The organism is Pseudomonas sp. GL_093 (assembly GCF_057837605.1).
In genome coordinates this window covers 5351776-5366152 of sequence record NZ_CM174448.1, presented here as the reverse complement: position 1 = coordinate 5366152, position 14377 = coordinate 5351776, and the positions used below count along the sequence as shown (strand labels likewise).

The following is a 14377-nucleotide window of genomic DNA, read 5'->3' as shown; positions in this document are numbered from 1 at the left end:
TCAGTCGTAGATCACTTTTTTCTTCCAGTCCGCATCGGCCTCGACGTCTTTGAGGCCTTCGGTCAGCTGGTTCACTTCGCCTTCTACCGGGGCGATGTTGTCCATGACTTGTGCGTTGGCGCGGGCCAGGAGTTTTTCCAGGTATTCCAGTTGTTCGGCGTAGACCTGGGGTTCCTGTTGTTTACGCAGGTATTGCACGCCGCGTTCGAACGCCAGGCGGGCCTGGCCGGGCTGGTTCTGTTGCAGGGCGTGCTGGCCGAGGTTGTTGAAGAATTCGATGTGCAGCAGGACCAGGATGTGGCGAACTTCGCGGATCCAGCGTTTGGCTTCGTTGGTTGGCAGGAAGCCGTCCTGTGCGGCGCGGGTGATTTGGCCGTGCAGGGCTTCGAGCAGGAAGCGTACGTCCTTGGCTTTGGCTTCGGTCTGGATCGGTGCTGGCGGGTTGTTGACCGGGATCGATTCGCCCTGACCGACCAAGGCGCTCAGTTCGCCAATCCGTGCCTTGAGGTTGGAGCTGGTTTTTTCCAGATTGAGCAGGCGTTGGCAGACGTTCAATTCCAGACGGGTCAACAGCAGCTTGAGTGCCGGTGTCATCAACTGGCCGGGAAAGGTCTCGGTGATTTCGCCGCAACGACGCAGACGATCGTTGAGCTCAACCTTGGCGCGGGCCTTTTCCAGCTTATTGTTTTCCACCACATGGTTCATGTAGCCAATGGCGATCAATAGTGCGATCCCGGCTACGACTAGCAGGGTGATCATGAGTGGTGTCACCGGTAAGACCTCTTTATGGGGTTCGCGTGCGAGTGTAGTAGCTTGGCATTGGGACGCATAGCGCCGCTCAGCAAGTTGAATCGGCTACTGCACTGCCTGTATCGGCCGCGTTCCTGCTTATATAAGTAATAGCGTGCGAGGTGCACATTGCCATCATCTTTGGCGTGGGTGGACTATAACGTCTTGGCGGGTGTCAGAATATAGGCGTCAAACCCCGGGCGACGGAAAGGCCGGATTAGTGTCTCAAAGCAGGGCGAAGTCATTGATTTAAATAAATTTATATCTGGGGGTTGACGACCCCTCAATCCATCCATAGAATGCGCGCCACTTACAGCGTAAAGCACACAGCGAAACGCGGTAGGGAGTGAATGTTGTACGTGTGTCCCCTTCGTCTAGTGGCCTAGGACACCGCCCTTTCACGGCGGTAACAGGGGTTCGAGTCCCCTAGGGGACGCCAATGCGGGAATAGCTCAGTTGGTAGAGCACGACCTTGCCAAGGTCGGGGTCGCGAGTTCGAGTCTCGTTTCCCGCTCCAATTTTAAACAGCGTTGCTTTCGGGCAGGGCTGAGTGAAACCAGAACCAGCATCTTCGGATGCGGATTTGGGCACTGAAATACACACCATGTGTTTCAGTTAGCGTGTCCCCTTCGTCTAGTGGCCTAGGACACCGCCCTTTCACGGCGGTAACAGGGGTTCGAGTCCCCTAGGGGACGCCATTTGCGGGAATAGCTCAGTTGGTAGAGCACGACCTTGCCAAGGTCGGGGTCGCGAGTTCGAGTCTCGTTTCCCGCTCCATATTTAACAAAAACGCCGCTCAGCAATGAGCGGCGTTTTTGTTTGTGCGTCTTTTATGGCGCAACAGAAAACAACCTTCTTCGGGAAAGGCCGATCAGGTAAGCCGAGTCGCACTTTGTAGCAGCTGGCGAAGCCTGCGTTCGGCTGCGCAGCAGTCGTGAAATCAGAGGATGCGGTGTTTCAGGAAATCCGCGCATACAGGATTTACGACTGCTGCGCAGCCGAACGCAGGCTTCGCCAGCTGCTACAGGGTATGCGTTGCTACGATCAAAGCGTCGGACCCGCCAGAATAGCGGGCCCGAAAGGGGATCAGAGCTTCGGCAACTGCCCGATGCGCCCCATCATCTCGGTCACGATCTGCAGATCCAGCAGGAACTGGTCGACGGTCTTGAACTCGTTGTCAGTGTGGCCGGTGTACTTGACCTCAGGCCTGGCCAGGCCGAATTGCACGCCATTGGGCAGTTCATGGACCGAGGTGGCGCCGGCGGAAGTACCAAACTTGTGCTCCATGCCAAGGTTTTCGCTGGCAACGGCCAGCAGGGCCTTGACCCATTCACCCTCAGGATTGCGGAACATCGGCTCGGCGATCGAGTAGTCGAAGGCCACCGCAACGTGGGTCTTCTTGCTCCAGGCGCCAAGCTTTTCGGCGATTTCGGCCTTGAGCACTTCGGGGGATTTGCCCTTCGGCACCCGCAGGTTGACCGCGAGCTTGAAGGTTTTCTCATCCATCCCGACATAGGTCAGGGAAGTGGTCAGCGGACCCATGAAGGCATCGGAAAAGCCGACCGCCAATTTGCCACCCAGGTAATCCAGTCCCCAGTTGTCGGCGGCGTAGCGAGCAGCATCGGTAATGTGGTTGTGCTTGAGCGCAACTTTTCCGTCGAGGCTATTGATGAAGTCCAGCATCCTGGCCACCGGGTTAACACCTGACTCGGGCTCGGAGGAGTGGGCCGAAACGCCGGTGACCGTCAGCTTGACGTCCTTGCCGACGACCTTGGCGGTTACCTCGAAGTTGCCGCCATTGCGCTTGGCATAATCGCTACCTGCCTTCTGCAGGCTGGCGGCCAATTCAGCAGGCTTGTCACTCAAAAGGGTGGCGACCGATGTCGACGGAATCTGGTTGGTGGCCATGCCGCCCGTCATCGATATGATTTCAGCGCCCTTGCCCTCTGCCTTGCGCTTGGCAAAGTTCGCCATGACGGTGCCGTAGCCTTTCTCGGCAATCACCACCGGGTAGCCACCATCCAGCGCCAGGTTGTAGTTGGGTGTCGGGTTGTTTTCGAAGTAATAAGGGATGGCATCGCCGGTGGTTTCTTCGGTGGTGTCGACCAGCAACTTGAGATTCCTGGCCAGCGGCAGCTTCTCTTCCTTGATGATCTTCATGGCGTAGAGCGTTACCACGATGCCGTTTTTGTCATCCTCGGTGCCCCGGCCATACAGGCGGTCACCGATCAGAGTGACCTTGAACGGATCAAGTCGGGTGCCGTCTTTCAGGACCCAGTTCTCCGGCGTCACGGGCACCACGTCGGCATGCGCGTGAATGCCCACGACTTCATCGCCACTGCCTTCCAGGGAGATCTCATAGACGCGGTTGTCGATGTTGCGAAAGTTCAGGTTGAAGGCCTGGGCAAGCCCCTTGATCTTGTCGGCAATCTTGATGAATTCGGGATTGTCGTGCTGGGCAACGCCATCCACACGGAAGGTCGGGATGGCCACCAACTCGCGCAGGGTCTCGGTGGCGGCGCTGCCGTACTTCACGCGTGCATAGAGGCCGAGCAGGCGATGGATCTCGTTCTGCTGTTCTGAAGAAAGGGTCTTGTTGTCGAGAAAGGCACTGATGGCCGGGCCGAGGTCGTCGGTTTTGCCAAGGTCGCTTTTGGCCAGGCCTCCCAGGAACTGCCTGAAATCCGTTACCGATGCGTCGCTGAAGGTCTTGAGGATAGTCGCGCTCTGTTGCGGGCTGATGTTGGCGTGCGCGAGTGTGGTGAACGACGAAAGGCCGGCCAGTATCAGGGTCGACGCGGCCAAGTGCTTGAGTGAGAAATTCATTGCTGGGGGCATTCCTTTGCAGGCAGGTTGTGAGAGATTTCTGATCGATGAGGCAAGAAAACGTTCCCAAACTAACACCACGAGTGAGCAGTACGGGAGTCCCTGAAGTGAGATCTGTCGCACAGAAATGCAAAAGCGACGCAGAAACGAAAAAGGCCCGTCAGCCGACTGAGCGGGCCTTTTGCTTGGGCGCAGGTTTTACATCGACAGAATCAGGCGCCCGGCGAACAGGATCAGAATCACCCCCATGGTGCGTTCGAACCAGTGCCCCATGCGCATAAACAGCAGCCGTACCCGGGCACTGGAAAAGAACAGCGCGACGATCACAAACCACAGCGCATTCACAAAACACATCCAGATTCCGTAAAGCGCCTGGATCTTCAGTGGCGTTGTGGCGCTGATGATGGTGGTGAAGATCGCCAGGAAAAACAGTGTGGCTTTCGGGTTGGTCGCGTTGGTCAGGAAACCGGTGGTAAATGCCTTCAGCAATGTTTGTTCTGCGACCGGTTCGTCAGGCTTGTCGCCTTCCAGTACGGTCTTGGGCTTGCTGCGCAGCAGGCTGACACCGAGGTACAAAATGTAAGCACCACCCACAACCTTGGCCACCGTCAGCAGCCAAGGCGTCGTGTGCATCAGCGCGCCGACGCCGAGCAAGGTGTAAAGCACGTGCACGGAAATGCCCGCGCCGATGCCCAGCGCCGTGCAAATCCCGACCAGTCGACCGAAGCGCACGCTCTGGCGGATGGTCACTGCGAAGTCCGGTCCAGGTGCAACCACGGCCAGAAAGTGGATAGTTGCCAGCGCCAGAAACTCGCCCAGGTAATTCGAAAGCATCTCAACTCCAGAAAGTAAGGGGTGAAGCATTGCCGCGATAGCCGACAAAGAACGAAAGGCTCAAGCGCGGATCAGCCACACCCGGTGTCACCGAGTGCATGCAGCGCGAATTGAACATGATGAAATCACCCGGCTCAGGAAGAATCTCCAGGGTCGGAGTCCCGAGCAGAGCCGGATCGATCCCGTAACTGTCGCCACGCATTTCGTCGAACTGGTCCGGGGAGATGTCGTGGTCCCACATCTGCAGTGCACCGCCCTCGGCGGGCATGTTCAGGTAAACATTGCAGGCGAACTGCGCTTCCAGGCTTTTGGCCTGGTAACTGTCCGGGGCGTCCTTGGCGAAAATGTCGTGGTGGGCCAGAAAACAGATCCCGGGTTTCACCACCCGGGACAGTCCGACATACATCTTGCGACCGTAGAGGTTTTCCAGGTGCGCACCCGCCGGCCAGGACTCGTCGAGCATGCAGCGCAGGGTGTCGACGGGGGATGAGTAGGGCGCACACCGGTTGCGCAATTCCGCAATATTGCGGGTGGCGCGTTCGAAATAATCTTCGATCAGCAGCGGCTGGTTTTCCGCTTCATAAAACGCCATGCCGATGCGGCCGATGCTCGGCGCATTGATATAGCCTTCGAAGCCAGGGGCGAGGATCTTGTCGCCAATCTGAATCGCCAGCGGCTTGGGCAACAAGCCTTTGACGCGGATGGCGAGGACTTCTTCGTTGGCCAGTTTTTTTATGCACGTCTCATCGAGACGCTCGACGTCAAGCATCATGTCTTAGGTCCATCTATCAGATAGTCAACAGAACCCGCGGCCGCAGGTTCCCCCGGCGTCAGGCGATGACAGGAACGGCATCGCCCAAATGCTCAATCCACGCTGTAGTGGACTGACAGCGTTCCCTTCTTCAGTGAAAGGGAAGCGATCGTGACCGTGCCCAAATCCTTCAGGCTGCGTACATGGGTGCCACCGCAGCCGTAGGCGGGCAGGTCACCGAAACCGATTTCCCGGGCGCCTTCACGCATCGACGTCAGGCGTGGCTGATCATGGGTGATCCACTGCTCGATGCCGTGCTGAATCATCTCGGCATCAACCTCTTTTGCCGACTCTGCCGGTTTGAATTGCACACGTCCTTCGCCCGGCCAGTGATGAGCCTTGATCGGCATCCAGCCCATGGCCTGGACGAAGTGGCCGATCAGGTGGCCGGCGGAATGCATGCGTGAATTGAACTGGCGGCGTTGTTCATCGACCCGAATCTGAGTCATGCCCGGTTTTACCGGATGGTCGACGAAATGAATGATCCGGTCCGGATCCTGAACAACCCGCAGTACTTGGCTTTCGCCGATCCAGCCGGTGTCAAAGGGCTGTCCACCGCCCTGAGGGTGAAACAACGTGGCGCGCAGCACTACGGCAAATTCGTTCTCGTGGGGCGTGCAATCCAGGACTTCCACATTGGCCTTGAGGTCATCACTATGGAAAAAGAGGCGAAGCGTCATATTCCATGCCCTTATTAACAATTCTATTTTTTATTATATGAAGCGTGGAATTGCGTGATAATCCGTTCAAACATCAAAGGACTGTTGCGCTGTGAGCATAAATCTTCCACTTCCGCTGCTCGGTGAAATGGCGATCTTCGTCAAGGTTGTCGAGACCGGCAGTTTCTCCGAGGCTGCTCGCCAGTTGGGTTCTTCACCCTCGGCAGTCAGTCGCAGCATTTCGCGTCTGGAGAAGGCACTCGCCACCCGTTTGCTGCAGCGAACCACGCGCAAGTTGCGCTTGAGCGACGGTGGCGAAGAGGTGTTCAAGCGTTGCCAGGAGATGGTCAGCGCAGCCAAGTCGGTGATGGAAATCAGCGGTCAGTTCACCCATGAAGCGGAAGGACTGGTGCGCGTCAGTGTGCCGAAGGCAGTGGGGCGGTTCGTGATTCATCCGCATATGCCGGAATTTCTGCGGCGTTATCCCAAAGTGGATGTGGAGCTGTTGCTTGAGGACCGCCAGGTGGATTTGATCGACGACAACGTTGATCTGGCGATTCGCATTACTGATCGGCCACCCGCTGGACTGGTCGGTCGGCAATTGCTGACCATCGATCATTTGCTCTGTGCAACGCCGCAATACCTGGCCGAACACGGCACACCGACCCACCCTCACGACTTGCTCAACCACAGCTGCATCTATCTGGGCGAAACGCCGAGCGATGCACGCTGGAAATTCAAGAAAGGCAGCAAGGCTGTCACCGTTGGCGTGCGCGGACGTTATGCGGCCAATCACACCGGCGTACGGTTGGGCGCAGTGTTGCAGCACATCGGAATTGGCAGCCTGCCGTACTTCACCGCACGTTATGCGCTGGAGCAGGGGCTGATCGTGCAGGTGTTGCCCGACTGGACCTTCCTGGCGTCTTACCACGGCGGTGCCTGGCTGCTGCATTCGCCGACCCGTTATCTGCCACCGAAGTTGCGGGTGTTGATCGACTATCTGGTGGAGTGCCTGGAAAAGGAGCCGACCCTGAGCAAGCCGGGCAAGCCCAGTGCTTTGGGAAAAGTCGCTGCGCAGTATGAGTTGCCCGAGAGTGATGGGTTGCTTTGACGGGCCTCATCGTCGGAACGCCGCCCGGAGCAAGCTCACTCCCACATTTGATTTGAGTACGCCGTAGATCAAAATGTGGGAGCGAGCTTGGTCCGGGCGGCGTTCCGACGATGGCGTCAGCCCAGCCACCACATCTTTCGGCAATGCCAAAAAAAGGCCCGCATGTTTAACCATGCGGGCCTTTTGCATTTCTGACCGAGGATCAGTGCTTGCTGTCGTCTTTCGACATCGCCAGCAGCTGTTTTTCCTGGTTCCAGTCGAACGGCTCGTCGTTTTGTTCAGCTTCGAAACGACGTTCTTCCAGCGCCTGATACAAGTCGATTTCATCGTCGGGCATGTAATGCAGGCAGTCACCGGCGAAGTACCACAGCAGGTCGCGCGGGACCAGGTGAACGATTTGCGGGTAGCGGGTAATCACCTGGCACAGAATGTCCTGGCCCAGGTATTGGCTTTCGATCGGGTCGACCGGCAGCAACGCACGCAGTTCGTCGAAGCGCTCCAGGAACAAGGCATGGCTTTCTTCGGGAACCTGTTCGGCCTCACCTACGGCGACCAGGATGCTGCGCAGGTGGTCGAGCAAGACAAGATGATCGGCAACGACATTGGACACGAGATAAGTCCTCAAGAGCAAAACGGGCGCGGGAGTATAAAGCGCCCGCGCCCTTTTTTACATGGTGGAGGACGCAGGATGGATCAGCGGACCTTTCCTTTGCCCAGCGCCAGCTCCTTTTTGTCGAAATCATCGACATCAATCACCTTGCGCCGCGCCGCTTCGGCGTTACGCAGGGTCTGCGCTTCCCCAGGCTGCAACACACCAGCCTCAAGCGCTGCATCGATGACGTGTTCCCCTGCGACCGGTTTGACCTGACCGCTTTTGAGTGCGATATGAAGCTTTTTGCGCAACGGTTGCGCGGCACTCAGCAGGTTACACGCATGTTGCAGAGCGCCGACCGGATCATCAGTGGATTGCGGTCGGTAGCAACCGCCGAGCAACTCTTCCAGGGTCGGATCGCCCTTGGCGCGGCCGATCACCGCCGCCACTTCGGCGCCGAGTTTGTCTGATGGCCCTTTGTGACGACGACCGAACGGGAACACGATCACCCGCAACAGGCAACCCAACACCTTGTTCGGGAAGTTGGTCAGCAGTTCATCCAGCGCTCGTTCCGACTGACCCAGGCTTTCTTCCATGGCCCAGGTAAACAGCGGTGCCATGTGCTCCGGTGAATCGAGGTCGTGGTAACGCTTGAGCGCGGCGGAGGCGAGGTACATGTTGCTGAGCACATCCCCAAGACGCGCCGACAGACGTTCGCGTCGTTTCAATTCGCCACCCAGCAGCATCATGCTCAGGTCAGCGAGCATGGCGAACGCAGCAGCCTGGCGGTTGAGGGCGCGGAAGTAGCCTTGGCTGAGCTTGTCGCCTGGCGCGTGTTCGAAGTGACCGAAACCAAGGTTCAGCACCAGCGTGCTGGCGGCGTTACTCACGGCGAAACCGATGTGCTTGAGCAGCAGGCCATCAAATTCGGTGAGGGCCTGATCCTTGTCTTCACGACCGGCGAGGGCCATTTCCTTAAGTACGAAGGGATGGCAGCGAATCGCACCCTGACCGAAGATCATCAGGTTGCGCGAGAGAATGTTCGCACCTTCCACGGTGATGAAAATCGGCGCGCCGTTCCATTTGCGACCGAGGTAGTTGTTCGGCCCCATGATGATCGCTTTGCCGCCATGCACATCCATCGCCTGGCTGATGCATTCGCGGCCGCGTTCGGTGAGGTGGTATTTGAGAATCGCCGACAGCACCGACGGTTTCTCGCCGAGATCCACAGCGTTGGCGGTCAGCATCCGCGCGGCATCCATCATCCAGGCGTTGCCGCCGATGCGCGCCATGGCTTCCTGAATGCCTTCGAAAGCCGCAATCGGCACATTGAACTGCTCGCGAATCTGGGCGTACTGGCCTGTCACCAGGCTGGTGAACTTGGCCATACCGGTGCCCACCGCCGGCAGGGAAATGGAACGCCCGACCGACAGGCAATTCATCAGCATCATCCAGCCCTTGCCGAGCATTTCCTGGCCGCCGATGAGGAACTCCAACGGCACGAACACATCCTTGCCGGAGTTCGGACCATTCATGAACGCCGCACCCAGGGGCAGGTGGCGACGACCGATTTCCACACCGGCGATATCGGTTGGAATCAGTGCCAGACTGATGCCCAGGTCTTCCTCCTCTCCCAGTAAGTGATCCGGGTCATAGGCCTTGAACGCGAGGCCGAGAAGGGTGGCGACAGGACCCAGTGTGATGTAACGCTTTTCCCAGTTCAGGCGCAGGCCCAAGGTTTCCTTGCCTTCCCATTCACCTTTGCAGATGACCCCGGTGTCGGGCATGCCTCCAGCGTCGGAACCGGCCAGTGGCCCGGTTAATGCGAAGCACGGGATGTCGTCACCGCGCGCCAGTCGTGGCAGGTAATGGTTGCGTTGTTCGTCAGTGCCGTAATGCAGCAACAGTTCGGCCGGGCCGAGGGAGTTGGGGACCATCACGGTGGACGCGAGATCGCCGCTGTGGCTCGCCAGTTTCATCGCCACTTGAGAGTGGGCATAGGCCGAGAAACCCTTGCCGCCAAACTCTTTGGGAATGATCAGGGCGAAGAAACCTTGTTCCTTGATGTAAGCCCAGGCTTCGGCCGGCAAGTCCATGGTTTGACCGAGCTGCCAGTCGCTGACCATGGAGCAGAGTACTTCGGTCGGGCCGTCGATGAAGGCCTGTTCTTCTTCGCTCAACTGTACTTTTGGATAGGACAGCAGTTTGTTCCAGTCCGGGCGACCGCTGAACAGTTCGCCGTCCCACCACACGGTGCCGGCTTCAATGGCGTCTCGTTCGGTTTCCGACATTGGCGGCAGGGTTTTCTGGAACCAGCTGAACAGCGGCGCGCTGAAAAATTTGCGGCGCAGGTCGGGCAACAACAATGGCGCAGCCACCGCCGCGATCAACACCCAGAAAATCAGCAACAGCCAGCCTGGCGCGCGGCTGAAAGCGCCCATCGCCACCACGTAAACGGCAACGATGCACAGGGCGGGCAGCGGCGCGACACGACGGTGGGCTAAATAAGCAATCCCGACAACCAGAACCAGTATCCACAACAGCAGCATATTTAATCCTCCGTGAAACCAGGGCAAAACCAACTTTCAGAGCTTAGACGGCATCCGCAAAACAGGGTGGTCAGAGCGATGTGATTGAATTCGTGGGAAACCATGGATGAGTTTTGTAGGCCCGGTGGGCAACAGACCTAGGAAATCGTTCGTTGGGCGGGCGGCAAAGCGTCCATGTTTGGCCGAAACGTCGTTATCTCTGTGCTGAACGTGTCGCTAGACTCGTGGCTTCCCCAGGAGATTGTTCTCATGCACGAGTATCTGAGTCCCGGCCGCTTCATCGATAGTGACCACCCGTCGGTGGTGGAGTTCGCCGAAAAACATCGCGGCAGCTGTCGCGATCCTCTAGAGCAGGCGATCAATCTCTATTACGCCGTGCGCGAAGCCGTGCGTTACAACCCTTACACCTTCAGTCGCGACCCAAATACCTTGCGCGGCAGTTATGCGTTGGCAGCGGGGGAGAGTTATTGCGTGCCCAAAGCCACGCTGCTGGCAGGTGCGGCCCGGCATTGCGGGATTCCCGCGCGGATCGGTCTGGCGGACGTGCGCAATCATTTGTCGACGCCGCGGTTGCACGAGTTGCTCAAGAGTGACGTGTTCGCCATGCACGGCTATACGGAGCTGTATCTGAACGGCCGTTGGGTCAAAGCCACGCCAGCCTTCAACCAAGGCTTGTGCGAATTGTTCAATGTCGCACCACTGGAATTCGACGGCATCAACGACAGCGTTTTCCATCCGTTCAATCGCGACGGCGAGCAATTGATGGAATACCTGATCGACCATGGCCAGTTCACCGACGTGCCTGAAGCGTTCTTTTTCGAGCACCTCGAGAAGTGCTATCCGCATCTGTTCAGCGACACACTGCCCGCGCTGCTGGGTGACATGCAGAGCGATTTGAGTCGCGCCTGATCCGGCGTATGCTGCCTGCGCATTCATCCATAAAGAGGCGGTCATGCTGAAGATCTGGGGTCGGAAAAACTCGTCGAATGTCAGAAAACCGTTGTGGGCCGCCGAGGAGCTGGGCCTGGCTTATGAAGCCATCGACGCCGGCGGCGCCTTTGGTGTAGTCGATACGCCGCAGTACCGCGCGATGAACCCCAATGGCCGCGTGCCAGTGATTGAAGACGATGGTTTCGTGCTGTGGGAATCCAACACCATCGTGCGTTACCTGATGGCTCGCCACGCCAACGGCACCGCCTGGTATCCAGAGGATCTGCAGGCCCGGGCTTCTGCCGACAAGTGGATGGACTGGACCACTTCAAGTTTTGCCGGCCCCTTCCGCACGGTGTTCTGGGGCGTGTTGCGTACGCCGGAAGGTCAACAGGACTGGCCGGCAATCAACGCCGCGATCAAGGAGTGCGATGGCCTGCTGTCCATGGCCGATCAGGCGCTGGCGACCCAACCGTACCTGTCCGGCGATGAGATCGGCATGGGCGACATTCCTCTGGGCAGCTTCATTTATGCTTGGTTCGAGATGCCAATCGAGCGCGCGCCGCAGCCTCATCTGCAAGCCTGGTATGCACGTCTGAAACAGCGTCCGGCGTATCAGAAAGCGGTTATGACCGCGTTGACTTAATACTCACTATCGACACACTTGACTGTACTTGTGTGGCGGCGACAAGCACCATTGCGCTCGTGCGCCGCGGTTGTATTAGTCGCCGCCCGCCCTTAAATGTCCCTTTCTTCCCTTCTTGGTGCGTAAATCCGATATGAGTTCCGCTCTGTCCATCCGGCAGCTAACCAAAACCTACGGCAACGGTTTCCAGGCCCTGAGTGGTATCGATCTGGACGTCGCCGAAGGTGACTTTTTCGCCTTGCTCGGCCCTAACGGCGCCGGCAAATCCACGACCATCGGCATTCTCTCGACCCTGGTGAACAAGACCAGCGGGACGGTGAATATCTTCGGTCACGACCTGGACAAGAATCCTGCGCAGCTCAAGCGCTCCATCGGCGTGGTGCCTCAGGAATTCAACTTCAACCAGTTCGAAAAAACCTTCGACATCGTTGTGACCCAGGCCGGTTATTACGGCATCCCGCCGAAAATCGCCAAGGAACGCGCCGAGCAGTACCTGACCCAACTGGGCCTGTGGGACAAGCGCGATACGCCGTCGCGTTCACTGTCCGGCGGCATGAAACGTCGACTGATGATCGCCCGTGCGCTGGTTCACGAACCGCGCCTGCTGATCCTCGACGAACCGACGGCGGGGGTGGACATCGAACTGCGTCGCTCGATGTGGACGTTCCTCACCGAGCTGAACAAGAAAGGCATCACCATCATCCTCACCACCCACTACCTGGAAGAGGCTGAGCAGTTGTGCCGCAACATCGGCATCATCGACCACGGCACCATCGTCGAGAACACCAGCATGAAACAGTTGCTCGGCCAACTGCATGTGGAAACGTTCCTGCTCGACCTCAAGAACACTGTGCAAACCGCGCCGCAGTTGCTCGGTTACCCGACCAAGCTGCTCGACAGCCACACCCTTGAAGTTCAGGTCGACAAGGCCATGGGCATCACCGCTCTGTTCACCCAATTGGCGCAGCAGAACATCGAAGTGTTGAGCCTGCGTAACAAAACCAATCGCCTCGAGGAGTTGTTCGTGTCCCTGGTGGAGAAAAATCTGTCGAAGGTGGCGGTATGAGTTCCGAGCTGCAACCCAACCTCGTTGCCCTCAACACCATCGTTTACCGAGAGGTCAAACGCTTTACCCGGATCTGGCCGCAGACGCTGCTGCCGCCGGCCATCACCATGGTTCTGTACTTCGTGATCTTCGGCAATCTGATCGGCCGGCAGATTGGTGACATGGGTGGCTTCACCTACATGGAGTACATCGTGCCAGGGCTGATCATGATGTCGGTGATCACCAACTCCTACGGCAACGTGGTCTCGAGTTTCTTCGGCAGCAAGTTCCAGCGCTCCATCGAAGAATTGATGGTGTCGCCCGTGTCGCCGCATACGATTCTGATCGGCTACACCCTCGGCGGCGTGCTGCGCGGCCTGATGGTCGGGGTCATCGTGACCATGCTGTCGCTGTTCTTCACCCAATTGCAGGTGCATCACCTGGGCGTGACCATTCTGGTGGTGGTGCTGACGGCGACGATCTTCTCGCTGCTGGGCTTCATCAACGCCGTGTTTGCGCGCAACTTCGATGACATCTCGATCATCCCGACGTTTGTGCTGACACCGCTGACCTACCTGGGCGGGGTGTTCTACTCGATCTCCTTGCTGCCACCGTTCTGGCAGACCGTGTCCCTGGCCAACCCGGTGCTGCACATGGTCAACGCCTTCCGTTACGGCATTCTTGGCGTTTCGGACATCAGGATCAGCGTGGCGATCACCTTCATGCTGGTGGCGACCGTGGTGTTGTACATCGGTTGCGCACGGCTGCTGGTCAGTGGTCGCGGGATGCGCACGTAAGGAAGACTGAGTCGCCTTCTTCGTCGGAACGCCGCCCGGAGCCGGCTCGCTCCCACACTGGATCCCCTGTGGGAGCGAGCCTGCTCGCGATGGCGTCAGCCCAGACACTGCAAAAAGAACGGCCTCCCACTGTGGAGGCCGTTTTGCGTTTACTGCATCCGGTTTTTCTTGCGCCGCTTCCACTGCCGCCCGACCCACCAACGCCAGTACATCATGGTCAGGCAATAGGCGAGTGCGCCGAGCACCAGCCCCGTCACCACCGAGCCGAGTAAAAACGGCTGCCAAAGCGTCGAGAGTTCCCCGCTGATCCATTCCCAGGTCAGCTCGTCCGGCAAATGGCGGGTAGGAACGTCCATCAGCCAGGCACCGGTCTGGTAAGTGCAGAAGAACACCGCCGGCATGGTGATCGGGTTGGTCAACCAGACCAGGCTGACCGCAATCGGCATGTTGCCGCGCACCATGATGGCGAGAATGGCGGCGACCAGCATCTGCAGCGGAATCGGCAGGAACGCCGCGAACAGACCCACCGCCATGGCCCGTGCGACGGAATGGCGGTTGAGGTGCCAGAGGTTCGGGTCATGCAGCAGGGTGCCGAGAAAGCGTAAGGACTTGTGTTCCCTGATGCTGATCGGGTCTGGCATGTAACGTTTGAATAAGCGCCGGGGCATAAGGCTTCTCGGTCGGTTAAGGCGGCAAGTATGTCTGGATTCTATGCACCGCCCATTCAGACTTTGTGACAATTAATAACGATGCCTGTGCGATTAGCCGGCTATGCCTAGGAGGGGACT

The 14377-nt window shown here is 58.2% G+C and carries 13 protein-coding genes and 4 tRNA genes; 9 read left to right on the top strand and 8 right to left on the bottom strand.

Annotated features, from left to right (window positions below; translation table 11 throughout):
• Positions 1-759 (bottom strand): hypothetical protein, encoded by a 759-nt coding sequence (locus AC3IUE_RS24730; protein WP_046054392.1) that lies wholly within the window; start codon positions 757-759, stop codon positions 1-3.
• Positions 760-1152: 393 nt separating this feature from the next.
• Between AC3IUE_RS24730 and AC3IUE_RS24725 the strand changes: the two genes are divergently transcribed.
• The 4 genes from AC3IUE_RS24725 to AC3IUE_RS24710 all read left to right on the top strand — a co-directional run bounded on the left by AC3IUE_RS24725 (position 1153) and on the right by AC3IUE_RS24710 (position 1566).
• Positions 1153-1228 (top strand) — tRNA-Glu (locus tag AC3IUE_RS24725).
• A 2-nt stretch (positions 1229-1230) separates the two neighbouring features.
• A tRNA-Gly gene (locus tag AC3IUE_RS24720) sits at positions 1231-1306 on the top strand.
• 105 nt (positions 1307-1411) lie between these two features.
• A tRNA-Glu gene (locus tag AC3IUE_RS24715) sits at positions 1412-1487 on the top strand.
• Between the two features lie 3 nt (positions 1488-1490).
• Positions 1491-1566: transfer RNA gene (locus AC3IUE_RS24710), tRNA-Gly, on the top strand.
• Between the two features lie 309 nt (positions 1567-1875).
• Here the strand turns inward: AC3IUE_RS24710 and AC3IUE_RS24705 are convergent.
• The 4 genes from AC3IUE_RS24705 to AC3IUE_RS24690 all read right to left on the bottom strand — a co-directional run bounded on the left by AC3IUE_RS24705 (position 1876) and on the right by AC3IUE_RS24690 (position 5940).
• Positions 1876-3615 (bottom strand): dipeptidase, encoded by a 1740-nt coding sequence (locus AC3IUE_RS24705; protein WP_489264057.1) that lies wholly within the window; start codon positions 3613-3615, stop codon positions 1876-1878.
• A 198-nt stretch (positions 3616-3813) separates the two neighbouring features.
• Positions 3814-4449, bottom strand: coding sequence for a LysE family translocator (locus AC3IUE_RS24700; protein ID WP_489264055.1), 636 nt, complete (start codon positions 4447-4449; stop codon positions 3814-3816).
• A 1-nt stretch (position 4450) separates the two neighbouring features.
• On the bottom strand, positions 4451-5221 hold the full coding sequence (locus AC3IUE_RS24695) for a 2OG-Fe(II)-dependent halogenase WelO5 family protein (RefSeq protein ID WP_056742718.1): 771 nt from the start codon (positions 5219-5221) through the stop codon (positions 4451-4453).
• 92 nt (positions 5222-5313) lie between these two features.
• A complete protein-coding gene (locus AC3IUE_RS24690) occupies positions 5314-5940 on the bottom strand; it encodes an alanyl-tRNA editing protein (RefSeq protein WP_489264054.1) in 627 nt (208 codons plus the stop codon).
• 91 nt (positions 5941-6031) lie between these two features.
• On the opposite strand from AC3IUE_RS24690, the gene AC3IUE_RS24685 reads away from it, so the two are divergent.
• On the top strand, positions 6032-7030 hold the full coding sequence (locus AC3IUE_RS24685) for a LysR family transcriptional regulator (RefSeq protein ID WP_489264052.1): 999 nt from the start codon (positions 6032-6034) through the stop codon (positions 7028-7030).
• Between the two features lie 202 nt (positions 7031-7232).
• On the opposite strand, the gene AC3IUE_RS24680 is transcribed toward AC3IUE_RS24685, so the two are convergent.
• Positions 7233-7640: a PA2817 family protein gene (locus tag AC3IUE_RS24680; protein ID WP_056742723.1), complete on the bottom strand. Its 408-nt coding sequence runs from the start codon at positions 7638-7640 to the stop codon at positions 7233-7235.
• Positions 7641-7723: 83 nt separating this feature from the next.
• Complete coding sequence (locus tag AC3IUE_RS24675; RefSeq protein ID WP_489264051.1) at positions 7724-10171, bottom strand: acyl-CoA dehydrogenase; 2448 nt, start codon at positions 10169-10171, stop codon at positions 7724-7726.
• A 249-nt stretch (positions 10172-10420) separates the two neighbouring features.
• Between AC3IUE_RS24675 and AC3IUE_RS24670 the strand changes: the two genes are divergently transcribed.
• The 4 genes from AC3IUE_RS24670 (at position 10421) to AC3IUE_RS24655 (ending at position 13589) form a co-directional block, all read left to right on the top strand.
• Positions 10421-11080 (top strand): transglutaminase-like domain-containing protein, encoded by a 660-nt coding sequence (locus tag AC3IUE_RS24670; protein WP_489264050.1) that lies wholly within the window; start codon positions 10421-10423, stop codon positions 11078-11080.
• Positions 11081-11123: 43 nt separating this feature from the next.
• Positions 11124-11747 carry a glutathione S-transferase family protein gene (locus tag AC3IUE_RS24665; protein WP_150657071.1) on the top strand — a complete coding sequence of 208 codons (624 nt, stop codon included), beginning with the start codon at positions 11124-11126 and terminating at the stop codon, positions 11745-11747.
• Positions 11748-11880: 133 nt separating this feature from the next.
• Positions 11881-12813 (top strand): ABC transporter ATP-binding protein, encoded by a 933-nt coding sequence (locus AC3IUE_RS24660; protein ID WP_008152392.1) that lies wholly within the window; start codon positions 11881-11883, stop codon positions 12811-12813.
• Positions 12810-13589 carry an ABC transporter permease gene (locus tag AC3IUE_RS24655; RefSeq protein ID WP_056742732.1) on the top strand — a complete coding sequence of 260 codons (780 nt, stop codon included), beginning with the start codon at positions 12810-12812 and terminating at the stop codon, positions 13587-13589. The genes AC3IUE_RS24660 and AC3IUE_RS24655 overlap by 4 nt, the downstream gene beginning before the upstream one ends.
• Positions 13590-13738: 149 nt before the next feature.
• Here AC3IUE_RS24655 and AC3IUE_RS24650 read toward each other — a convergent pair whose 3' ends face one another.
• Entirely contained in the window at positions 13739-14257 is a 519-nt protein-coding gene (locus AC3IUE_RS24650) for a DUF2062 domain-containing protein (RefSeq protein ID WP_489264048.1), read from the bottom strand.
• Positions 14258-14377 lie beyond the last annotated feature (120 nt).